General features: G+C 74.8%; 20 protein-coding genes. 9 read left to right on the forward strand and 11 right to left on the reverse strand.

Annotated elements, in window-relative coordinates; translation table 11 throughout:
* Positions 1–285: 285 nt before the first annotated feature.
* Positions 286–1,791: a hypothetical protein gene (locus tag ACZ6S8_RS38730; protein WP_469463010.1), complete on the reverse strand. Its 1,506-nt coding sequence runs from the start codon at positions 1,789–1,791 to the stop codon at positions 286–288.
* Positions 1,792–1,966: 175 nt separating this feature from the next.
* Here ACZ6S8_RS38730 and ACZ6S8_RS38735 point away from each other — a divergent pair, with 175 nt between their 5' ends.
* Genes ACZ6S8_RS38735 through ACZ6S8_RS38745 form a run of 3 tightly spaced genes read left to right on the forward strand, consistent with a single transcriptional unit; the run spans position 1,967 to position 4,252 of the window.
* Positions 1,967–2,776 (forward strand): LamB/YcsF family protein, encoded by an 810-nt coding sequence (locus tag ACZ6S8_RS38735; RefSeq protein WP_469463038.1) that lies wholly within the window; start codon positions 1,967–1,969, stop codon positions 2,774–2,776.
* Entirely contained in the window at positions 2,773–3,393 is a 621-nt protein-coding gene (locus ACZ6S8_RS38740) for a 5-oxoprolinase subunit B family protein (RefSeq protein ID WP_469463011.1), read from the forward strand. Before ACZ6S8_RS38735 ends, ACZ6S8_RS38740 begins: the two co-directional genes overlap by 4 nt.
* Complete coding sequence (locus ACZ6S8_RS38745) at positions 3,386–4,252, forward strand: 5-oxoprolinase subunit C family protein (RefSeq protein WP_469463012.1); 867 nt, start codon at positions 3,386–3,388, stop codon at positions 4,250–4,252. Before ACZ6S8_RS38740 ends, ACZ6S8_RS38745 begins: the two co-directional genes overlap by 8 nt.
* Before the next feature lie 88 nt (positions 4,253–4,340).
* On the opposite strand, the gene ACZ6S8_RS38750 is transcribed toward ACZ6S8_RS38745, so the two are convergent.
* From ACZ6S8_RS38750 to ACZ6S8_RS38760, 3 genes are all read right to left on the reverse strand, one after another.
* Entirely contained in the window at positions 4,341–4,856 is a 516-nt protein-coding gene (locus ACZ6S8_RS38750; RefSeq protein WP_469463013.1) for a DUF2867 domain-containing protein, read from the reverse strand.
* Between the two features lie 71 nt (positions 4,857–4,927).
* Positions 4,928–6,325, reverse strand: coding sequence for a HEAT repeat domain-containing protein (locus ACZ6S8_RS38755; RefSeq protein ID WP_469463015.1), 1,398 nt, complete (start codon positions 6,323–6,325; stop codon positions 4,928–4,930).
* Positions 6,326–6,657: 332 nt separating this feature from the next.
* On the reverse strand, positions 6,658–7,080 hold the full coding sequence (locus tag ACZ6S8_RS38760; RefSeq protein ID WP_384029384.1) for an ankyrin repeat domain-containing protein: 423 nt from the start codon (positions 7,078–7,080) through the stop codon (positions 6,658–6,660).
* Between the two features lie 314 nt (positions 7,081–7,394).
* Between ACZ6S8_RS38760 and ACZ6S8_RS38765 the strand changes: the two genes are divergently transcribed.
* Together ACZ6S8_RS38765 and ACZ6S8_RS38770 are read left to right on the forward strand one after the other, a co-directional pair.
* A complete protein-coding gene (locus ACZ6S8_RS38765) occupies positions 7,395–7,589 on the forward strand; it encodes a hypothetical protein (RefSeq protein WP_136210723.1) in 195 nt (64 codons plus the stop codon).
* Positions 7,590–7,659: 70 nt separating this feature from the next.
* Positions 7,660–9,318 (forward strand): hypothetical protein, encoded by a 1,659-nt coding sequence (locus tag ACZ6S8_RS38770; protein ID WP_469463018.1) that lies wholly within the window; start codon positions 7,660–7,662, stop codon positions 9,316–9,318.
* A 58-nt stretch (positions 9,319–9,376) separates the two neighbouring features.
* On the opposite strand, the gene ACZ6S8_RS38775 is transcribed toward ACZ6S8_RS38770, so the two are convergent.
* On the reverse strand, positions 9,377–10,879 hold the full coding sequence (locus tag ACZ6S8_RS38775; protein ID WP_469463019.1) for an SCO1417 family PLP biosynthesis transcription factor: 1,503 nt from the start codon (positions 10,877–10,879) through the stop codon (positions 9,377–9,379).
* A gap of 255 nt (positions 10,880–11,134) precedes the next feature.
* Here ACZ6S8_RS38775 and ACZ6S8_RS38780 point away from each other — a divergent pair, with 255 nt between their 5' ends.
* The 3 genes from ACZ6S8_RS38780 to ACZ6S8_RS38790 all read left to right on the forward strand — a co-directional run bounded on the left by ACZ6S8_RS38780 (position 11,135) and on the right by ACZ6S8_RS38790 (position 14,044).
* The gene (locus tag ACZ6S8_RS38780; RefSeq protein ID WP_469463021.1) at positions 11,135–11,905 is read left to right on the forward strand and encodes a glycerophosphodiester phosphodiesterase family protein; all 771 of its coding nucleotides are present in this window, start codon (positions 11,135–11,137) and stop codon (positions 11,903–11,905) included.
* Between the two features lie 66 nt (positions 11,906–11,971).
* Complete coding sequence (locus ACZ6S8_RS38785) at positions 11,972–13,357, forward strand: MFS transporter (RefSeq protein WP_469463023.1); 1,386 nt, start codon at positions 11,972–11,974, stop codon at positions 13,355–13,357.
* A 312-nt stretch (positions 13,358–13,669) separates the two neighbouring features.
* Positions 13,670–14,044: an RNA polymerase-binding protein RbpA gene (locus ACZ6S8_RS38790; protein WP_031146696.1), complete on the forward strand. Its 375-nt coding sequence runs from the start codon at positions 13,670–13,672 to the stop codon at positions 14,042–14,044.
* Between the two features lie 246 nt (positions 14,045–14,290).
* On the opposite strand, the gene fxsA is transcribed toward ACZ6S8_RS38790, so the two are convergent.
* The 4 genes from fxsA to ACZ6S8_RS38810 form a co-directional block, all read right to left on the reverse strand.
* Complete coding sequence (gene fxsA / locus ACZ6S8_RS38795) at positions 14,291–14,887, reverse strand: FxsA family membrane protein (protein ID WP_469463025.1); 597 nt, start codon at positions 14,885–14,887, stop codon at positions 14,291–14,293.
* 119 nt (positions 14,888–15,006) lie between these two features.
* Complete coding sequence (locus ACZ6S8_RS38800) at positions 15,007–15,918, reverse strand: polyprenol monophosphomannose synthase (RefSeq protein WP_469463028.1); 912 nt, start codon at positions 15,916–15,918, stop codon at positions 15,007–15,009.
* Between the two features lie 305 nt (positions 15,919–16,223).
* The gene (locus tag ACZ6S8_RS38805) at positions 16,224–17,864 is read right to left on the reverse strand and encodes an amidohydrolase (RefSeq protein ID WP_469463030.1); all 1,641 of its coding nucleotides are present in this window, start codon (positions 17,862–17,864) and stop codon (positions 16,224–16,226) included.
* Positions 17,865–17,913: 49 nt separating this feature from the next.
* Positions 17,914–18,354, reverse strand: a complete 441-nt coding sequence (locus tag ACZ6S8_RS38810; protein WP_030011705.1) for an Lrp/AsnC family transcriptional regulator — start codon at positions 18,352–18,354, stop codon at positions 17,914–17,916.
* Positions 18,355–18,572: 218 nt separating this feature from the next.
* Between ACZ6S8_RS38810 and ACZ6S8_RS38815 the strand changes: the two genes are divergently transcribed.
* Positions 18,573–19,022, forward strand: coding sequence for a hypothetical protein (locus ACZ6S8_RS38815; protein ID WP_469463031.1), 450 nt, complete (start codon positions 18,573–18,575; stop codon positions 19,020–19,022).
* A 39-nt stretch (positions 19,023–19,061) separates the two neighbouring features.
* Here the strand turns inward: ACZ6S8_RS38815 and ACZ6S8_RS38820 are convergent, their stop codons facing one another.
* Entirely contained in the window at positions 19,062–20,153 is a 1,092-nt protein-coding gene (locus ACZ6S8_RS38820) for a phosphotransferase family protein (protein WP_469463033.1), read from the reverse strand.
* An 81-nt stretch (positions 20,154–20,234) separates the two neighbouring features.
* Positions 20,235–21,368, reverse strand: coding sequence for an Rv3169 family protein (locus ACZ6S8_RS38825; RefSeq protein WP_469463036.1), 1,134 nt, complete (start codon positions 21,366–21,368; stop codon positions 20,235–20,237).
* Positions 21,369–21,670 lie beyond the last annotated feature (302 nt).

A 21,670-nucleotide genomic window follows, 5' to 3' on the forward strand; every position in this document is an offset into this window, starting at 1 on the left:
CGGGTGCCGAACGTGACGGGCCGCCGGAAGGCGGGGCGGAACCGTGTTCGGCACCCTGCGGGGAGCGCCCCGGCACGCACCCGGACCCGGCCGGGGTCACGCCGGGTTCGGCACCCTGCGGGGAGCGCCCCGGCACCCACCCGGACCCGGCCGGGGTCACGCCGGGTTCGGCACCCTGCGGGGAGCGCCCCGGCACGCATCCGGACCCGGCCGGGGTCACGCGGGGTTCGGCGCCCTGCGGGGAGCGCTCCGGCACGCACCCGGCCGGCGGCCGTGTCGGCGGGGTCACGCCGCCTCCGCGCGGTCGGCGGCCATGCCGGCGGCGTCGAGGAGGGCGGTGCCGACGATCAGGTCGGCGCCGCCGAACTCGGCGTCCTCCAGCTGCGTGCCGTCGTCCACCGCGAACAGCAGCCGCTCCTCGCCCTGGCGGTAGGCGGTGCCGACGGCCGGGCTCGCCGCGTGGACGGCCAGCAGGGCCACCAGGTACGGCAGGTCGGGATCGCTGCGGCGGGCCTCGGCGAGCAGCCCGGACAGGCGGCGGGGCGCATCGTGCGGGAGGTCGAGGAGCCGCATCGCGGCGGCGAGCTGCTCCTCGCTGAAGCGGCTGTCGTCGGGGGTGGCGATGAGGTCCGGCTCGGGCATCTCCGCGCCGAGGTGCTCCCGCTCCACGGGCGGGGTGAGCAGGATCTCGACGAGGTCCCCGACCCGGACGGAGACCGGGGTGCGCAGGCCCGCGCCGGACGCGAAGAAGGCGTCGGTGACCCGTCGGGCCTGCTCCAGCGGGAGGGGCAGCAGCGGGGCCACGAGCTGGCCGTACAGGTCGATGCCGGAGCGCGGCGCGGGGGCGGCGAAGGCCTGGCGGTCCTGTTCGGCGCGGAACAGCGGGCCGGCGTCCAGCAGCCGCGACTGGAGCTGGGTGTGGCGGCGGATGCAGTCCTTGACGATGTCGACGAGCTCGGCGGCGCGGCGCTTGTTCTCCGGCTCCTCGGCCTCGTCGCGGGCCTTGCGGATGTTGGTCAGGATCGCGTTCTCGTGCCGGTAGCGGTCGGCGACGTGGTCGAGGGCTTCCGCGATCATGTCGGGCACGGCCTGGAGCCAGTCCACGGCGCGGACGTTGCGCCGGGTGGCGTCCAGGGTCCGGCGCAGGGTCTCCGCGTACTGGACGGTCCGGTAGCGGGCCTGCTCGGCGGCGAGCTGGGCGTCCGCCAGCCGGCCGCGGCTGATCAGCACCTCCAGCTTGACCTCGGCGGCGATCTGGGCGCTGGTGACGTCCGTGTCGAGGGCGCCGACCAGGACGTTGACGGCCTCGTCGGTGGTGCGCAGGTAGACCGCCCCGCCGTGCCCGAGGACCTCTTCGATCAGCTTGAAGTCGTAGTCCCGGCGGACGTAGACGCCGTCGGGGCCGAAGGTGCCGTAGATCGCGCGGAAGCCGCGGTCCACGCTGCCCACGTTGATCAGGTTCTCCAGCACCCAGCGGACGACCCGCTCGTGCTCGGCCGCCGGCCGGGCCGGGGCCTGGGCGGCGACGCGCGGGAGCAGCCTGGTCACCATCTGCTCGTGGTCGGCTCCGGTGTCGAAGTCCATGTTCAGCGTGACCAGGTCGATCGCGGCGAGCGCGACTTCCGCCATCGCGTAGACCCCGTACTCGCCGGCCAGATTGGCCTTGCGTACGTCGAGGTCGTGCAGCGGGGCGGTGCAGGCGAGGGCGCGCAGCCGACGGGCCAGGCCCTCGTCGGCGGCAGGGCCCGGCGCCGGGGACGGAAGGGTCTTCGCCGGGGCGGGGAGAGTCACGCGCAAAGACTAGGCGCTGACCCTGACAACAACCCAAACGGCATGGTTCGGCCGGATCGTCCCCGACGGCCGGACGATGGCCCGAACGACGGCCGGAGCCGCGGACGGGCCGCGAACGGGGCCGGGGCCGGGGCGGGTCCTCCCCCCGGCGTTCTAGGCTCGGCGCATGGTTTCCATGATCACACCTCCGGCGGCGGCGATCGACCTCAACGCCGATCTCGGCGAGGGCTTCGGCCGCTGGACGCTGACCGACGACGAGGCGCTGCTGTCGGTCGTCACCAGTGCCAACGTCGCCTGCGGCTTCCACGCCGGCGACCCGTCCATCATGCGCCGGGTCTGCGAGCTGGCCGCGGAGCGGGGCGTACGGATCGGCGCCCAGGTCTCCTACCGCGATCTGGCGGGCTTCGGCCGGCGTTCCATGGACGTGCCGGCCGGCGAGCTCGCGGACGAGGTGGCCTACCAGATCGGGGCCCTGGAGGTGTTCGCACGGGCGGCCGGCTCCACGGTGTCGTACGTGAAACCGCACGGGGCGCTCTACAACCGCACCGTGCACGACGCGGACCAGGCCGCCGCGGTGGTCGCGGGCGTCCGCCTGGCGGCCGGGACCGGCCCGAGGGGCGGCTCGGGGACCGGAATGGCGGGGCTGCCGGTGCTCGGGCTGCCGGGATCGCTGCTGCTCGCGGCCGCCGCCGACGCCGGGCTGACCCCGGTGCCGGAGGCCTTCGCCGACCGCGCCTACACGGCGGCCGGAACGCTGGTGCCGCGCACCGAGCCGGGGGCGGTGCTGCACGACCCGGACGCCGTCGTGGCGCGGGCGGTGCGGATGGCCGCCGAGGGCGTGGTGACGGCCGCCGACGGGTCCGCGGTCCAGGTCGCCGCGCGCTCGCTGTGCCTGCACGGGGACACGCCGGGGGCGGCCGGGCTCGCCCGCCGGGTCCGCGACGCGCTGGCGGCGGCCGGGGTGACGGTGGAGGCCTTCGCGTGAGGGCCCTGGTGGTCGGCGCCGAGGCGCTGCTGGTGGAGGTGGGCTCGGACGCCGAGGTGGCCGCGCTCCACGCGGAGCTGCTGCGGCGGCGGGACGCGGGCGATCTCGGCGCCGTGCGGGACGTCGTGCCCGCGGCGCGGACGGTGCTGCTGGACGGCGTACGGGATCCGGCCGCGCTCGGGGCCCGCATCGAGCGCTGGGAGGTGCCGCCGCTCGCGGAGGCCGGGGGGCCGCTGGTGACGGTCCCCGTGCGCTACGACGGGCCCGACCTGGCGGAGGTGGCCCGGCTGTGGGGCGTGGACCCCGGCGAGGTGGCGGGCATCGTGGGGGGCATCGGGTTCCGGGTGGCGTTCTGCGGTTTCGCGCCCGGCTTCGGCTACCTGACGGGGCTCCCGGAGCGGCTGCGCCTGCCCCGCCGGGCCACGCCCCGTACGTCCGTCCCGGCGGGCTCGCTGGCGCTGGCGGGCGAGTACGCGGGCGTCTACCCGCGCTCCTCCCCCGGCGGCTGGCAGCTGGTGGGGACCACGGACGCGGTGCTGTGGGACCCGGAGCGGGAGCCGGCGGCGCTGTTCGCGCCCGGGGTGCGGGTGCGGTTCGAGGAGGCCGGCCGTGGCTGAGCTGGCGGTGGTGCGGCCGGGGGCCCTGACCACGGTGCAGGACGGCGGCCGCCCGGGCCACGCCCACCTGGGGGTCCCCCGCTCGGGGGCCCTGGACACGGCGGCGTACGCGCTGGCCAACCGGCTGGTCGGCAATCCGCCGGGGGCGGCCGTGCTGGAGACCACCTTCGACGGGGTCGGACTGCGGGCCCTGGCCGCGGTCACGGTGGCCGTCACGGGCGCGCCCTGTCCCGTACGGGTCTCCGGGCGCCCGGTGGCCTGGGGCGCGCCGGTCCGGGTGCCCGCCGGGGCGGAGCTGGAGGTGGGCCGGGCGGAGTCGGGGCTGCGCGGCTACGTCGCGGTGCGGGGCGGGCTGGCCGTGCCGCCGGTGCTGGGGAGCCGCTCGGCGGACCTGCTGTCGGGCCTGGGGCCGCCGGTGCTGTCGGCCGGGGCGCTGCTGCCGGTGGGCCCGGCCGGTCCGGCCCCGGCGGCGGGGCCGGAGGTCTGCCCGCTGCCCGCGGCGCCCGCCGAACTGGTGCTCCCGCTGCGGCCGGGGCCCCGGGCGGACTGGTTCACCGGCGCGTCCCTGGCCGGGCTGTGGCGTACGCGCTACCGGGTGTCGGCGGCGTCCAACCGGATCGGCCTGCGCACGGAGGCGGGTCCCCCGCTGGTCCGCTCCCGGTCCGGGGAGCTGCCGAGCGAGGGCATGGTGCTGGGCGCGGTCCAGGTCCCGCCGGACGGCCTGCCGGTGGTGTTCCTCGCGGACCACCCGGTGACGGGCGGCTACCCGGTGGTGGGCGTGGTCCCGCCGGGCCCGGCCCTCGACGCGGCGGCCCAGTCCCGGCCGGGGGTACCGCTGCGGTTCGTCCGGTCCCGGTGAGACGTTCGAGGGGTGTCCGGTGGCCGGCCGGGCAGTCCGGCGGCCGCCCCGCCCCGACCGGTCCCGGCCGGTACCGGACCGCCGGGGCTCAGGGCCGGGGCCGGCCGGCCCGGGCGACGAGGCGTGCCACGATCAGGTGGTGGAACGGTTCGATGGCCCGGAAGTAGAGGCGGCCGGCGGGGCGGTTGAAGCGGACCGCCGTCGTGAGGACGCCCTCGGTGCCCGTCGGGCCGGCCGCGGGACGCACGGCGAAGGACGCGCGGAAGTCCAGGTGCTTGTCGTCGTCCCCGCAGAGGACCTCGTCGTCGGCCACCGCCAGGACGCGCATCGGCCCGATCCTCAGGCCGGGTTCGAGGCGGACTTCCCGGTGCGGGCGGTGGCGTTCCCGTACGTGCAGCCCGAAGGGCCCGGCCAGCCGGTCGCGCAGGGCCGTCAACCGGCGGATCCAGCGCGGGCTTCCCGCGAGGACGAGCCGGGCGAAGTCCGCCGCCGGGGTGCCGGGCGGCAGGTCCACGGCCACCGCGTCCACGTGGTCGACGGATCCCAGACCGGCGCGGGCCGCGTCCAGTACGGGCGGGGCGTTCCTGCGTACCTGACGGCCCATCGTGTGCCCCTTCGCCGGTGTGCGTCCGGGGCCCGCCCCCGCAGGGCCCCCGCCCGGAACGCCCCGGGCTGCTACACGGCGGACTCCGGTGTGATCCGGCTCCGCACGGCGGACTGTACGTCCTCCTCCTCGGCGGGGTCGGCCGCCAGCCGGCGCAGCCGGGGGGCGACGCGCGCGTCGGCCGTTTCGGCGTGGTGGGCGGCCACCTCTCGGGTGGTCTCCTCGCAGTCCCAGAGGCACTCGACCGCGAAGCCGGCCGCGAAGCAGGGGTCGGTGCTGGCGAGGGCGCGCGCGGTGCGGCCGCGCAGGTGGGACGAGGACGTCTCGCGGTAGACGTGGCGCAGCACCGGGGCGGCGCAGCCGATGGCGAGCCGGCCCGCTCCGTCGACCAGGGCGAACAGCCGCCGGTTGTCCGGGCCCGCGCCGCGGACCGTGGAGCGCAGGGCGCCCAGGACCAGGGCGGCGTCCTCGGGTCCGCCCCGGGTGGCGAGGGTGGCTCCGGCGGCCGCGCCGAGGGCGTCGGGGCGGTGGATCCAGCGCCGGGCCCGCTCGACGGCGGCGGGGCCGCACATGCGCTCGTAGGCGGCCACGGCGGGCTCGTCGGCGGCGGCTTCGATGAGGTCCAGCACGGCCGGGTTCTCCGGCTCGGCCAGGACCAGGTGGTGCAGGGCGGTGGCCCGGGCGGCCTCGCCGCAGGCTCCGGCGGCGGCCGCGAGGATGGCGGGCCGGTCCTCGGGCTGGGCCACGGCGGCGAGGCAGCGCGCGGCGGGGACGTGCAGCGGTGTTCCGCGGCTCAGCCCGTCGGCGGCCCAGTCGAACACGGCCTGGACGCCCCAGCCGGGCCGGGGCCCGCTGGGGGTCAGCTGGCGCTGCCAGCGGTCGAAGGAGCCCTGCTGCCGGGCGGCGCGCAGGCGCTCCCCGTACAGCGGTGACCCTTCCCACAGGCTCCAGGGCCTGGGCTCGTACGCGTCGCGGACGGCGGCCGCCAGCAGCGCCTCGCCCTCCGCCGTGGCGGGGAAGCGGGCGAGCACGGGCGCGGCGAGGCCGCGCAGTCCCTCGTCGTCGTCGCGCAGGGCGAGCTCGTCGAGGGCCCAGGCCCAGTTCGCGCCGGAGGCCGCGTACCGGCGCAGCAGCATGAGCGCGTCGTCGCGTCCGTACGAGGCCAGGTGGCCCAGCACGGACAGGGCGAGGCCCGTCCGGTGGTCCTCCTCGTCGACGAGGTCGTCGGCGCCGAAGAGGTGGGCCTCGACGGCGCCGAGCGGGCCGTCGAGGTCCAGGTACAGGCGGGCGTAGTACAGGGAGCGGTTCTCGACCTGCCAGTCCTGGCGCGGATCCCGGAGCACGCACTCGTTGAGGGCGTCCAGGGCTTCCGGCCTGGGCGCCGCGAGGGCGTGCAGGGTGCCGTCGCCGCGGCCCCGCTGGAGGAGCCCGAGCAGGGTGCCGCTCGGCGCTATGACTGGTTCGAACATGGGAATGGCCTCAAATCAAGCTGGGGACGCAACCGGGAATCAAAATTCACAGGGCCGCGTAACAGCATGTGAGGACGTCCGCCGTCATGTTCCGCTCGATGTAGACCATTGCCTTCTCACTCTCGTCGGTGCTCCGGGAGCAGGGCGGCCGGGCCGGGCCCGGACACCCGACGTGTCCTGCCCGCTCCTGCCCGTCCGCCGTGTTCGCGAATCGAATCCGTCGCCATGATGACCCAGGCGGTTTGTGCGCCGCGACCACATTTACGGCGGCCGTGACCAACCTGTGAGGTCCGCAACCGGTCAGGCCGGACCAGGGCACGGCAAAAAACGGACTACTTGGCTCCGAAGAGTTCCAGCAGGTCGGCCTTGGCGAACATGCGCGCCGTGTCCACGGCGGACGGGGTTCCGGCGTTCGGGTCGGCGCCGCCGGCGAGCAGCGCGCGGATGACGGCCTCCTCGCCCTTGAAGACGGCGCCGGCGAGCGGGGTCTGGCCCCGGTCGTTGGCGCGGTCGGCCTCGCCGCCGCGCGCGAGCAGGGCCGTGACGGCCTCGGCGTGGCCGTGGTAGGCGGCGAGCATGAGGAGGGTGTCGCCGCGGTCGTTGGTGAGGTTCGCCGGAACTCCGGCGTCGAGGTACGCGGCGAGCGTCTCGGTCTCCCCCTGACGGGCGAGGTCGAAGATCTTGGTGGCCAGCTCGATGACGTCCTCGTCGGGGACGTCCTGGGAGCCGGAGCCGCCTTCGGTGTGCTCGCTCATCGCGCGTACCGCCTTTCGCTCGCTGCGTGGGTGGCCCGTCCGGGAGCCGGGCCGCGGGCCGGGCGGGCAGGGGGGTGCACGGCACTGCGTCCGTACGGGTGAAACGTCAGAGTAGCGCCCGGACCTGCACATGGAGGGCGCGGGCCGAGGCAAGGATCACTCTTGACCCCCTGGATGCCGGACGCGCCAGCCGGGGTGGGCCGGTCAAGTGAAAAAGGGCTCCATTCACCCATTTGCACCTTTTGTCGCATTGATACTTGCTGTGAGCCTGGAAGAACTGATGGTGACTGTCCCCACCCACCAGGAGAAACCTCATGGTCCTGTCGATCTCAGGTGTCGTCCTTCTCGGCATCATCGCCTTCCTGTTCTTCAAGAAGGACGGGATGAAGCTGACGCACGCGTTCGTGTGTTCGCTCTTCGGCTTCTTCCTCGCCGGCTCCGCCATCGCGCCGAGCATCACGGCGAGCACGGCGAGCCTCGCCAGTCTGCTCGGCGGGATCAAGCTCTAGGGCGCCCACGACACAGGAACACCAGCCACACCCGAATCACCCGTCAGCACCACATCTCCAGGAGACGCCCGTGGCCCGGCGCCCACTTCCCCGCATCCTCAGCAGCGGCACGACGTCGCTGGCCCGGGGCCGCGACCTCGCTCGCACGGCCGCCGACAGCGCCACGGACGTCCTCCATCCGCTCCTCACCATCGGGCGCGGCCTGCGCGTCCTGGCTTCCGCCGGGCGGCGCACGTGGTCGCAGACCCCCAAGGACAAGCGCGGTACCGCGCTGTTCCTGGCGGCCGCCTGCGTCCTCGTGGTCGCGCTGGTCCCCTACGGCCCCCTCCTCGCCCTGATCACCCTCATGGCGGCGGCGGCCTGGCAGGGGCGCGACCGCACCCCGGTGAAGACCGGGCCCGGCGATGCCGAGACCGAACGGCTCGGTTCCCTCTACGAAGCCCTCGTGCCGTACTTCTCCATCCCGGAGGACCCCAACCCGCTCTTCGCCCACGGCGGCGAGTGGGACAAGGCCTTCAGCGGCTACGAGTTCGACGAGGCGGGCCGCATCACCCGCCTCCGCATCCGCTACCCGGCCTACTTCACCGACGGCGAGGCCGCCGCACGGGCCCGGATCGAGGCACTGCTGCACGCCAAGTCCGGGCGCGGACGCGAATACCTCTTCGACTGGGACGAGGAGGGCAACCAGCTCGACCTGAGCGTGCTGGCGGCGCTGCCGACCGGCATCGCCGCCCAGCCGTTCGTGACCTCGCCCGGTGAGACCGTCCTCGGCTTCACCGACGCGGGCAGCGTGCAGCGCACCCTCCCCGTACGCGACGGGGGCGACGAGCCCCGCGACGTCCCGCCGGTCGTCTGGCGCACCGGCCCCCGCTCCACCGAACCCCACCTGCTCGCCGTCGGCCAGCCCGGCGCGGGCACCTCCAGCCTGCTGCGCTCGATCGCCCTCCAGGCCCTGCGGCACGGCGGCGACGTACTGATCGTGGAGGGCGGCGGCAGCGGCGAGTACTCCTGCCTGTCCGGTCGGGCCGGCGTCCTCGCCGTGGAGTGCGGGCCGACCGGAGCCCTCGCCGTCCTGGAGTGGGCCGCGCAGGAGACCGAACGCCGGCTGGTCGCCACCCACCGGGCCCGCGAGGCCGGCCGCCCGGCCCCGGAGGACACCCGGCGCCCGCTGTGGATCCTGCTCGACCGGCCCAGCGTGCTCGCGCACCTGGCCGCCGCCGACGGCCGGCCCGACCCGCTCGCCCAGCTCCAGGTGCCGCTGCGGCACGGCCGCGCCGCGCACATCACGGTGGTGGTCGCCGAACAGTTCGACCACCTGGAGCTGCTGAACGACGCCGTCTGGCAGCACACCCGGGCCCGCGTCGTCCTCGGACCGGCCTCCATCCAGCAGATCACCGACGTGCTCGGCCTCCCGCCGCACACCACGCCGACGGCCCAGGTGCCCCCGGGCCGCGGGTACGCCCGGCTCGGCACGGGTCCGGTGCACCGGCTCCAGGTTCCGGCCACCCCGGACCCGTACGACGACGCGACCCACCCGGCGCAGCGGCAGGCGGTGCTGGAGCTGCTTCCCGAGCGGGGACCGGCGGGTCCGGGCGGCGACGCGGCCCCCGGGGACGGCGAGGGTCCCGTCACGCTGACGAAGCCGCTCCCCGGGCAGCCCGAGGCCCCGGAGCCGGCGTCCTCGTTCGACGCCTCGGAGATCCCGGAAGTACGCGCCGAGGCCCCCTGACCGGGCGGGGCGGAGCGGCTCGGCCGCTCCGCTCCCCGGCCGCGCCGGGCTCCCCCTGCTACGCCACGAACGTCCGGGGCGGCTCCGCACCGCTGCCGCCCGCGCCCGTGCCGACCAGCCGGGCCGCCGCCGCCAGCCGGGCGGCGGCCTCCTCGGCCACCGGGCCGCCCACGGTGAACGGCAGGCGCACGTAGCCCTCGAAGGCTCCGTCCACCCCGAAGCGGGGCCCCGACGGGACCCGTACGCCGACCCGCTCCCCCACTTCCGCGAGCCGGGAGCCGGAGAGCCCGCCCGCCCGCGCCCACAGCGTCAGCCCGCCCTGCGGAACGGTGAACTCCCAGTCCGGCAGCTCCCGGCGCACGGCGGCGACCAGCGCGTCCCGGTTGTCGCGGGCCTGGTCGCGGCGGATCCCGACGGCCTCCTGCCAGCCCCCGGTCCGCATCAGCCAGTTCACCGCGAGCTGCTCCAGCACCGGGGTGCCCAGGTCGGCGTAGGCGCGCGCGGCGACCAGGCTCCGGATCACGTCGGGGGCCGCGCGGACCCAGCCGATCCGCATGCCCGCCCAGAAGGCCTTGCTCGCGGACCCGACGGTCACCACCGTGCTGCCGCCCGGGTCGAACGAGCAGACCGGACGGGGCATGGCGAGGTCCGGATCCAGCTGGAGCTCGATCATGGTCTCGTCGGCGATCAGGACGGTGCCCGCCGACCGGGCGGCCTCCACCATCGCGCGGCGCTGGTCGTCGGAGGCCAGGGCCCCGGTCGGGTTGTGGAAGTCCGCGACGACGTAGGCCAGCCGCGGGGCCGAGTCGCGCAGCACCTGGCGCCACACGTCCATGTCCCAGCCGGTGAGCCCGCCGGCCATCGCCACGGGCACGAGGCGGGCCCCGGCGGCGCGCATGAGCTGGAGGATGTTGGCGTAGGACGGGGACTCGACGGCGATCCGCTCCCCGCGCCCCGCGAAGAGGCTGCAGATGGCGTCGATGGCGCCCATCGCCCCGGTGGTGACCATGATCTGCTCGGGCATGGTGGGGATGCCCTGCTCGGTGTACCGGTCGGCGAGCATCCGGCGCAGCGCGGGCAGCCCCGCCGGGTAGTCGCCGTGGGTGTGGGCGTACGGCGGGAGTTCTTCGAGCGCGCCCTGCACGGCCTTGGTCAGCCACGGCTCGGGGGCCGGCAGCGCGGCGCAGCCGAGGTCGATCATCGAGCCGAGCGACTCGGGCGGCAGCGGCTCCAGACCGCGGGCCGGCAAGGGGTTCCCGGCGGGTACGGACGTCCAGCTGCCGGAGCCGCGCCGGGACTCCAGGAACCCCTCCCCGCGCAGGGCCTCGTACGCGGCGGCGACGGTGGTGCGGCTCAGGGAGAGGGCGCCGGCCAGCTCGCGCTCGGCGGGCAGCCGGGCCGCGACCGGGATCCGGCCCTCCAGGAGGAGCAGCCTGACCCCGTCGGCCAGGGTGCGGTACGCGGGCGGCTTGCGGGTGCCGGGGACCGCGGTCCGCTCCTGCTGGGAGGTGATGAGGCGGGCCAGCTGGGCGGCGCCGACCGCCGAGGTCCATTCGGCCATTGCGTCCGGTCCACCTTCGTCGGATTGGCCTGGGCCGCGGGGCCGCGGACCGGGATTGGATTGCCTGCTGCCGGCCCAGGGTGTCACGCGCCGGTCCACTCGTGCCAGGGCGGGGCCGCGCGGGGCCTCCCCGGAGCCTCGCCGGCGCCTCCCCGGGGCCGCGCGCCCGGCGCGGCCGGGGCCGCCGGTCCGGCCCTTCCCGTCCCGCGGCCCGGCCGCTCCCGCCCCGCGGGCGCGAGGGGGCATACTGCCGCCGTGACGCACGTACGCCTTCGCCACCCGTATCTGGACCACCCCGCTCCGATTCCCTTCGCGCACCGGGGAGGGGCCGCCGACGGGCTGGAGAACACCGCCGCCGCCTTCCGCCGGGCCGCCGCCGCCGGCTACCGGTACTTCGAGACCGACGTGCACGCCACGGCCGACGGCAAGCTCGTCGCCTTCCACGACTCCACGCTGGACCGGGTGACCGACCGCCGGGGGCGGATCGCCGAGCTGCCCTGGGAGCGGGTCCGCGAGGCCCGGGTGGCCGGCTCCGAGCCGCTGCCGCTCTTCGAGGAACTGCTGGAGGAGTTTCCGGACGCCCGGTGGAACATCGACGTCAAGGCGGAGTCGGCGCTGATCCCGCTGGTCGACCTGATCGCGCGGGCCGGGCTCTGGAACCGGGTCTGCGTGGGGTCCTTCTCCGAGGGCCGCGTCGCCCGGGCGCAGCGGATCGCCGGCCCCCGGCTGGCGACCTCGTACGGCGTCCGCGGGATCGTCGGCCTGCGCCTGCGCTCGTACGCGATCCCGGCGGCGCTGCGCGTCGGGGCGGTGGCGGCGCAGGTTCCGGAGACCCAGGCGGGCGTCCGCGTCGTCGACCGGCGCTTCGTGCGCACCGCGCACGAGCGGGGGCTCCAGGTGCACGTGTGGACCGTGAACGAACCGCAACGCATGGAGGCGCTCCTGGACCTGGGCGTCGATGGCATCATGACCGACCGGATCGACATCTTGCGCACGGTGCTGGACCGGCGCGGGGCCTGGGCCTGAGCGCCTTCCGGCCGCGCGCGGGCCCCGGCGGGCCGCAGCGGTACGGGATCAGCGAGGGGGCACCGGATGAGTGCGCGGACGACGGACACGACGGAGCCCGGGCCGGAGGACGGCGGGGCGCGGGCGACGCCCGACGCCGCCGCCCGCAAGCGCGAACAGCACGGCTGGTACTTCTACGACTTCGCCTGCTCGGTCTACTCGACGAGCGTGCTCACGGTGTTCCTCGGCCCCTACCTGACGGCCGTCACCAAGGCCGCCGCGGACGCCGAGGGGTACGTACACCCGCTGGGGATCCCGGTCCGCGCCGGGTCCTTCTTCGCGTACTCCGTGTCCCTGTCGGTGATCGTGGCCGTCCTGGTCATGCCCCTGGCGGGCGCGGTCGCGGACCGCACCGGCCGCAAGAAGCCGCTGCTCGCGGTCGCCGCGTACACCGGGGCCGCCGCGACCGCGGGCATGTTCTTCCTCGACGGCGACCGCTACCTGCTGGGCGGGCTGCTGCTGATCGTCGCGAACGCCTCGCTGGCCGTGTCGATGGTCCTGTACAACGCGTTCCTGCCGCAGATCGCCACGCCCGACGAGCGGGACACCGTCTCCTCCCGCGGATGGGCCTTCGGGTACACCTCGGGCGCGCTCGTGCTCGTCCTGAACCTGGTGCTCTACCAGGGCCACGACGCGTTCGGCCTCTCGGAGGGCACGGCGGTACGGATCTGCCTGGCCTCGGCGGGCGTGTGGTGGGGGGCCTTCGCGCTCATCCCGCTGCGGCGGCTGCGCGACCGGGCGGTGGTCCGCGAGGCGGGGGCGGGCCCGGCGGTCAGCGGCTGGAAGCAGCTCGTCGCGACCCTGAAGGACATGCGGCGCTATCCGCTGACCCTGTCGTTCCTGCTGGCGTACCTGATCTACAACGACGGGGTGCAGACGGTCATCTCCCAGGCCTCCGTCTACGGCTCGGAGGAACTGGAGCTGGACCAGTCCACGCTGATCGTGGCGGTCCTGCTGGTGCAGGTCCTGGCGGTGGCGGGCGCACTGGGCATGGGCCGGCTGGCCCGGGTCTACGGCGCCAAGCGGACGATCATGGCCTCGCTGGTCGCGTGGGCGGTGACCCTGGCGGCCGGATACTTCCTTCCGGCCCGCACGCCGGTGTGGTTCTTCGCGCTCGCCGCGATGATCGGCCTGGTCCTGGGCGGCAGCCAGGCGCTGTCCCGCTCCCTGTTCTCCCACCTGGTGCCGGCGGGGAAGGAGGCCGAGTACTTCTCCGCGTACGAGGTGAGCGACCGGGGGGTGAGCTGGGTGGGACCGCTGGTGTTCGGCCTCACGTACCAGGTGACGGGCAGCTACCGGGACGCGATCATCTCGTTGGTGGTCTTCTTCGCACTGGGTTTCGTGCTCCTGGCGCGAGTGCCGGTGCGGCGCGCGGTGGAGGCGGCAGGCAATCCTGTACCCGCACGCATCTGAGAACGCCCCGCGCACACTGCCGACCCGCATCCACGAACGAATTCCGAACGAATTTAGACGTTGAAGCAAAGGGCCGGTAGTGTACGCCTTTGGCCTGCCAGGCGGACCGTTACTGCGCGCTCGAAAAGAGGCGACGTTGGGTGACATCTGCTGCCAGATGTGACAAAACGGGCACTGGTGGGTACAACAAGGGGCGGTACGACGGGCGACGCATCACCCGGAGCGGGAATCTATACCGCCGGCCGGACGTTGACCGGATGACGACGACAGCGACACCTGTCCTGTGGGCGACAAGCCCGGGAGGCACGATTCATGAGTGAGCGAGCTCTCCGCGGTACGCGCCTCGTGGTTACCAGCTACGAGACGGACCGCGGCATCGATCTGGCCCCGCGCCAGGCGGTGGAGTACGCATGCCAGAACGGACATCGATTTGAGATGCCGTTCTCGGTTGAGGCAGACATTCCGCCGGAGTGGGAGTGCAAGGCGTGCGGCGCCATGGCACTCCTGGTGGACGGGGACGGGCCCGAAGAGAAGAAGGGCAAGCCTGCGCGAACGCACTGGGACATGCTCATGGAGCGACGCACCCGCGAGGAGCTGGAGGAAGTGCTTGCCGAACGGCTTGCGGTCCTCCGTTCCGGCGCCATGAACATTGCCGTGCATCCGCGGGACAGCCGCAAGTCCGCCTGACAGCCGGACGACAGCACGACAAAAAGCCGAGGGGCCCCGCCACACAGTGTGGCGGGGCCCCTCGGCTTTTCTCGCGTGCGGCATTCGGGGCGGCCGGGCTCACAGGCCGGCCGGGACCTCCGGGGAAACGGACCACCGGCCGCGGTCCGGTTACTCCGGGGCGCCGCGGGCACGGACCGGTGGCCCGGCGCTGCGCGCACGGGCCACCGTGGTCGTCTGTTCGTCTGGCCGTCCGGCCTGCGGGTCCTACGGGGCGAGCGGCGGGCGGTACGAGGTGCCGGGGCCGTGGTGGCCCGGGCCCTGGTGGTCCGGAGCCGGCCGGTCCTCGCGGATGACCTCGCCCTGGACGACCTTGCCGTCCGGCTGGTGGATGCGGGCCTGCTGGAAGGCGTCGCCGAAACTGCCCGCGGGAGCGGAGGCCACCTTGCGCTCCAGCGAACGGGCCGCACGCCGGCCGATCCACGCCCGGACGGGCGGGAGCAGCAGGACCAGGCCCGCCGCGTCGGAGATCAGGCCCGGCATCATCAGCAGCAGGCCGGCCAGCATGGTGAGGCCGTTGCCCCGGCCGGGGCGCTGCGGGGTGGGCTGCACGCCCTGCTGAGCCTGCTGGAAGGTCTCCGCCAGGTTCTTGAAGGCACGCCGCCCGGCCCGCTTGATGACCATCGCGCCCAGGACCATGCCGCCCGCCAGCAGAGCGGCGACGGCCAGCCCGCCGGCCGCGCCCGCGACCAGGGTGAGCAGCCAGATCTCCAGGATCATCCAGGCGGCGATGGCAAGGGGAGCGAAGGTACGGGCGGGCGAGCGCCGCCGGGGGGCCGTCGAAGTGGGAACGCCGGTCGTCATACCTCCAGTGTGCCTGGGCCGGAGTAAAAGCGGCCTCAGTCGGAGGTACCGGACATCCCCTAGGGGGTGCCCGGGGTGCGAGGTCGGGGTCCGGCGCGCGGCTCCGGCGCCCCGGCCGCTCAGTCCCGGCCGGAGACCGTGCCGGACGCCCCGTCGGCGTACGGGCCGTCGGCGTCCGGGCCGGAGCCCGTGCCCGCCGCGGGGCCCGTGCCGGACGGGGAGCCCGTACCGGACGGGGCGCCGGGGGCGGGCGCCGCGCCCGGGGCCTGCGGCTTGCCGGGCAGGAGCTTGGCCGCTTGCGCCTTGATGCCCCACTGGGTGACCCGCCACAGGGCCTCGACCAGGATGTCCTTGCTCATCTTGCTGTCGCCGAACTCGCGCTCGACGAACGTGATGGGGACCTCCACCACGCGGAAGCCCTTCTGCACGGCCCGGCGCGCCAGGTCGACCTGGAAGCAGTAGCCCGCGGACGCCACCTGGTCCAGGCCCAGCCCCTCCAGGGTCTCCCGGCGGAACGCCCGGTAGCCGCCGGTCACATCGCGCATCGGCAGGTTCAGCATCAGCCGCGAGTACGTCGAACCGCCGCGCGAGAGGAACTCCCGGCTCTTTGGCCAGTTCACGACCCGCCCGCCCGGCACCCAGCGGGAGCCCAGGACCAGGTCGGCCCCGGCCAGCGCGGTCAGCAGGCGGGGCAGCTCCTCGGGCTGGTGGGAGCCGTCGGCGTCCATTTCGACGATCACCCCGTAGCCCTGCTCCAGGGCCCAGAGGAAGCCCGCCAGGTAGGCGGCGCCCAGCCCCTCCTTGCCCTTGCGGTGCAGCACGTGGACGTGGTCGTCGCCGGCCACCAGCTCGTCGGCGAGCTTGCCGGTGCCGTCCGGGCTGTTGTCGTCCGCGACGAGGATGTGCGCCTCGGGCACGGCCGCGCGCACGCGCCCGACGATCAGCCCGATGTTCTCCGCCTCGTTGTAGGTCGGAATGATCACCAAGGCCGTACCGAGCGGTCCGTGGGTCCGCTGTCCGCCGTCGCTCACTGAGTCCCCTTTTGTGCTGGTGCACGTCCTGTACGTCGTGTCGCAGAGGATGACTTTAGAACAGTGGCCGGGGCCCGCGGTCCTTCGGGCCGGTCAGACTCCCGCTGGCTGCGGGCCGCCGTGACCGTTGTCTACTGGACCGCCGGGCCCCGACCCGGGGCCACCCGCCGCCCGGCGAAACCTTCCCTCGCCCCCGAGGCGCGGGCGCGCTGCGCAGACGGATCCGTCCGGCACGGACATCCTGTGGTGGACCCGGCCGAACCTATCCGGGTCGGGCCGCCCGTACCGAACCGAGGCCGACCGGATCACCCCTGTGGGCGTACGAATGCCTCCCGCCCGCCGACCACGGTGGCGAGACACACCGGCAGCGCGGCGCCGGGACTCAGGTCGGGCAGCCCGGGGGTGCCCGAACGCGGGTCGGTGGACCAGCGGGCGACCCGGTCGTCCGGGGCCTGGACGACCAGTTCCGCGGTCTCCCAGACCGCGTAGTCGGCCGGCGCCCCCGGAACCAGGACGCCCGCGTCGTCGCGGCCCAGCGCCCGCCAGCCGCCCCGGGTGTGGGCGGTGAAGGCCGCCCGCACGGAGATCCGGTGCTCGGGCGTCCGGTGGAAGGCGGCCGCGCGGACCGTCCCCCAGGGGTCGAGCGGGGTCACCGGCGCGTCCGAGCCGAACGCCAGTGGGACGCCCGCCTTGAGCATGGCCGCGTACGGGTTGAGGGTGCGGGCCCGCTCGGCCCCCAGGCGGTCGGCGTACATGCCGTCCGCGCCGCCCCAGGCCGCGTCGAAGGCCGGCTGCACGGAGGCGGTGAGCCCCAGCTCCGCGAAGGCGGCGATCGTGGCCGGGGTCATCATCTCGGCGTGCTCGACCCGGTGCCTGGCGGCCCGCACGCGGGCCAGGCCGACCCTCTCGGCGGCCGCGCGGACGCCCTCGACGACGGCGGTGAGCGCGGCGTCGCCGATGGCGTGGAAACCGGCCTGCAGGCCCGCCTCGGTGCAGGCGGCCACGTGCTCGGCCACGGCGCGCGCGTCCAGATAGCCGGTGCCGGTGTGCGAGGCGTCGGCGTACGGGGCGTGCAGGCAGGCCGTGTGCGAGCCGAGGGCGCCGTCCACGAAGAGGTCCCCGGCCGCTCCGACGGCCCCGAGCTCCTTCGCCCGGCCGAGGTCCCGGTCGGCCCAGTACCCGAAGACCCGGGGCCCGGGACGCCCGGCGGCCAGGGTCAGCAGCTCGGTGAAGTCCTCGGCCGAGGAGATGTCGGGGCCGCCGCACTCGTGCACGGAGCCGATCCCGAGGGAGGCCGCCCGGTCCAGGGCGGCCCGCTGCGCCTCGGCGCGCTGGGCGGGGGTGACGGCGTCCAGTGCGGCCGCGCGGACGGCGTGGTGGGCGTCCCGGGTCAGCGGCTCGTCCCCGCGGGCGGCGACGCCGGGCACGAGGTCGAGCAGGGCCGTGGTGACCACGGCGGAGTGCACGTCGATGCGGCTCAGGTACAGCGGGCGGCCGCCCGCGGCCTCGTCGAGCTCGGCACGCCGGGGCGCGCGCCGCTCGGGCCAGCGGGCCGCGTCCCAGCCGTGCCCGAGCAGCACCCGGTCGGCGGGGCGGCTCGCGGCGTACGCCCGTACGAGCTCCAGCGCGGCGGGCAGCGAGCGGGCCCCGGTCAGGTCCAGGCCGGTCAGGGCCAGGCCGGCGGAGGTGGTGTGGACGTGGGCGTCGGTGAAGGCGGGCGTGACGAGCGCCCCGCCGAGGTCGACGACCTCGTCCACGCCCTGCGCGAAGGCATCGGCCGCGCCCTCGGAGCCGACCCAGGCGATGTGGCCGCGCTCGACCACCATCGCGGTGGCGAACGGGTCGGCGGGGCTGTGTACCTCGCCCCCGCGCAGGAGGACGGTCCTTGTCGGTGCTCCGGCGGCGGCATCGGCGGCGTCGGCGGAGTGGGCGGTGCGGTCAGTCATGGGGCCCAGTCTCCCGCGCCCCCGGCCCCGGCCCGACCGCCGGGTCCCCCTAGACGCGGGGCGGGCGGGCCTCGTACGGGGTCGAGAGGACCACCGTCGTGCGGGTCGAGACGTGCGCGAGGGCGCGCAGGCGGCCCAGCAGGTCCTCCAGCTCCAGGGGGGTCGCCACCCGGACCTTGAGGATGTAGTTCTCGTCGCCCGCCACGCTGTGGCAGGCCTCGATCTCGGGGACCCCGGCCAGCCGGTCGGCGATGTCGTCCGGCGCGCTGGGGTCGAACGGCTTGACCGAGATGAACGCCGTCAGCGGCAGGCCGACGGCCTCGGGGTCGACGACGGCGGCGTAGCCGCGGATCACCCCGCGCTGCTCCAGTCGGCGTACTCGCTGGTGGACCGCCGACGTGGACAGTCCGGTGGCCTTGCCCAGATCCGTGTAGCTCATCCGCCCGTCCCGCACGAGCAGATCAACGATCTGGCGGTCCAGCTCCTCCATTGCGCTCATAGCCGCTCAACTTAAGGCCCAGGAGTGCTCCAGGCACAGTGCTGTCCGCCCACTGGAGGCATCTGCGGCGGGCATGTGACCAAGGCCACAAGCCGATGCGCGCGTACGGCGGACGGAAGTGGTTACTCGTGCCGCGCGACGGGAAGTGCTTGCTGTGGCCGCGGCCGTAGAAACCTGCCCGCCCGGCCCACCCAAGGGGGAGTACATCCATGCTGAACACCAAGCGCGCCGGTCGCACCGCACCGGAGCCCCTGGAGCTTCTCGATTCCGGGGACGACCCGTACCCGGAATACGGGGAGGACGGCGAGGGCTTCGACGTCCACCACGCGATCTGCCCGGACTGCGGACAGTCGATCGCCCTGTTCGCGGGCGAGGAGCGGCTTCCGCAGCACGCCCTCTGCCTGACCCCGTGGAACCCGTTCGGGCTCACGGTGTGCGCCGGCACCGGGCGGCCCGCCTCCGACGCGCTGCCGACCGTGGGCGTGCTGCGGCCGGACGAGGCCCCGGAGCTGGAGCCGATCGTGCACCTGACCCTGCCCCAGGGGCTGGACTGGCGGACCCAGCCGTTCTCCCACGTCGGCGGGCCGGGCTCGCGTCCGGTGCGGATGGTGAGCCCCGTTCTGCCCCAGACCCGGCAGCAGCACGCGCAGGCGGCCTGACGCCGGCGCCGGAAACCCGGCGCCGGCCGGCCCGCGGTCCTACCAGTACGCACCCCGGACCATGGCGTCCAGACTGGCGCGGTGGAGGATCAGGTTGTCGGGATCGGCCGGGATCGCGACCTCGCCGAAGTGCGCCTGCCGGTAGGCGATGCGCAGCATCACGATGCCGTGCCGCAGGGCCGCGTAGAGCGTGTGGAACTCCATGTCCCGGGGAGCGTGCCCGGTGAGTTCGGCGTACCGGCGCTCGATGTCCTCGCGCCGCAGGAAGTCGGGCAGGCCCGGCTGACCGAAGCCGACCGTGAGGTCCTGGAAGAACCGGTGGAGGTACACCGTCCAGCCGAGGTCGACCTCGCGCGGGGCGTACGCCGCCATCTCCCAGTCGAGGACGGCCACCGGGGTGAACCCGTCGTAGACGACGTTCCCGATGCGGGCGTCGCCCCAGTTGAGGACGGCGGGGCCCTCCTCCGCGGGCCACAGCTCCTCCAGGCGCGCGAACGCCCGCTCGATCAGCGGGGACGGGGCCAGTCCGCCCACCACCCAGGCGTAGTAGGCGCGTTGGCCGTCGACGTGCCGGCGCAGCGGACTCCCTTCGCCCTCCGGGAGGAGGAACGCGGCCTCCGCGGCCGGGAACTGGTCGTGCAGGCGCGCCAGCAGCGCGACGCTCGCCTCCTGGAGTCCGGCGCGCTCGGCGTCGGTGGCGGCGTGCAGCCAGTTCCCCTCGTAGGTGTAGGGCATGACGTCGGGCGGGACGCGGCCCTCCGCCCGGGCCATGACGAAGAACGGCGCCCCGAGCGGCCCCGGGTCCTCCTCCAGCCACTGCACGCGCGGCACGGGCAGGTCGGTGTGCGCGGCGACCAGGCTCATCACGCGGTGCTGACGCGGCATGTCGTACGTGGGGAACACGGTGTAGGCGGCCGGATCGGCGGCGAGCCGCAGCGCGCAGGCGCGGAGCGGGGTGTCCGGGTGCTCTATGTCGAAGAGCAGGGTCTCGCTGGACATGCCGTTCGACCCGGGGACGGACGGGTTGGTGACCCGCGCGCCCGGGAGCCGGGTGTCCAGCCAGGCGGCGAGCCGCCGTCCGAGCTCCTCGGGCTCCCGGGTGGAGGTGCGCGGACGTGGTGCGGTGGCCATGGTTACCCCTCTCTTCGTGCTTCCTGTTCGGCTGGGTGGGCAGGGGGCTGCGGGACTGCTGGGCTCTACGGGGCTACGGGGCTACGGGGCTACGGAGGAGTAGTCGGTGAAGCCGCTCGGGTCGTGGCGGCCGAAGCTGCCGTGTTCGAAGATGCCGTGACCCACCTGGCCGTCGAGGGTGAAGCGGGCCGAGTGGTCCGTGACCCCGAACGCGGCCGTGGGGTGCGCCGCAGGATCGGAGAGGTCGTAGCGGCGGCGGTCCGTCCAGCCCCGGCCCTGCCAGGTGCCGTGCTGCCAGTCGGCGGCGGGCGGGTAGCCGGCGCCGACGGCGAGCGGGCTGGAGTTCAGGATCTCCACGCCGAGTTCGAGGGGCTTGCGCGAGGGGTCGGCGAGGTGGACGACCGCGCTCTGTGGGTGTCGGCTGCCGGGGCGGTAGCGGATCTCGGTCTGCGGCCAGCCGAGTTGGACGTCGTTCCGGCCGCTCCCTTCGGGGAAGACCTGTACGGCCTCGTTGAGGGTGCGGTGGCCGTCCGCGTCCTCCTGGGCGATGACCATGAGGAAGCGGTCTTCGAAGCGGACGGGTATCCAGAGCCAGTGGAACCCTTCCGGGCGGTGCTCCTCGGCCGCCCGGCCTCCGTCCTCGCCGGGGATCGGCCGTACGCCCCAACTGCGGTCTCGGGTACCGGTCCACTCCCCCGGCGCGAGGACGAGTTCCTCCCCGTTCGCGCGGACGGTGCCGGTGACGCTCCCGGCCTGGACGAACCGGCGGCCTTCGAGCATGAGGCGGTCGCCGCGCCGCTGGACGTGGTGGGGCTCCCACACCGCTGGGAACCCGGCGGTCCAGGTGACGTCGTACGAGAGTCCCAGGGGGTCGTCCGGGTCGGCGGCGCAGCGGAGGGTGAGCTGCTTGAGCGGTACGTCGACGGTGATGGACAGCGGGCCGACGGAGAGGTTCATCCGGTCGTCGGTGAGCGCGTCGGAGGCCCGGACGGCGAGGAGTTCGTCGCCGGTGCGCAGGGTGGCGTAGGCGTCGATGACGCCGGCGTTGGGGTAGACGCCGAGACCGAGGATGAGGACGGCGCGGCCGGCGTGGTCGAAGACGTGGAAGATGCAGCGGTCGTAGGCGTTGCGGTCGCCGCTGACGAGGTGCTTCATCGACAGGGGGGCCTGGTGGATGGGGTATTCGTCGAGTGCGACGGGCCGGTCGGCGGGCATGGCGGACCTCCTGGACACGGTGACGGTGACGGTGACGGTGACTGCGGCGCCGGTGACTTCGGGTGGCTTCGGTGGTGGCGGCTTCGGTGGCGCACCGGGCGGGCGGATATGACGGTACGTCAGAAACTGTGCGAGGGGCCAGACTTCTGGCACGAAGTGGCGCGGCGGCACGATGTGGCGGGGGGGGGTGCCGGGGGCGGTACTCGCGTCGGGCCGGAGCGCGAGGTGGTGGGGGTTTCCCGTCAGTCTCATCGTCTCTCCGGGTCGGGCCGTCCCCTCAAGGGCGCTCCCTGCGGTCGCGT

This window comes from Streptomyces sp. NPDC048461 (assembly GCF_055587105.1).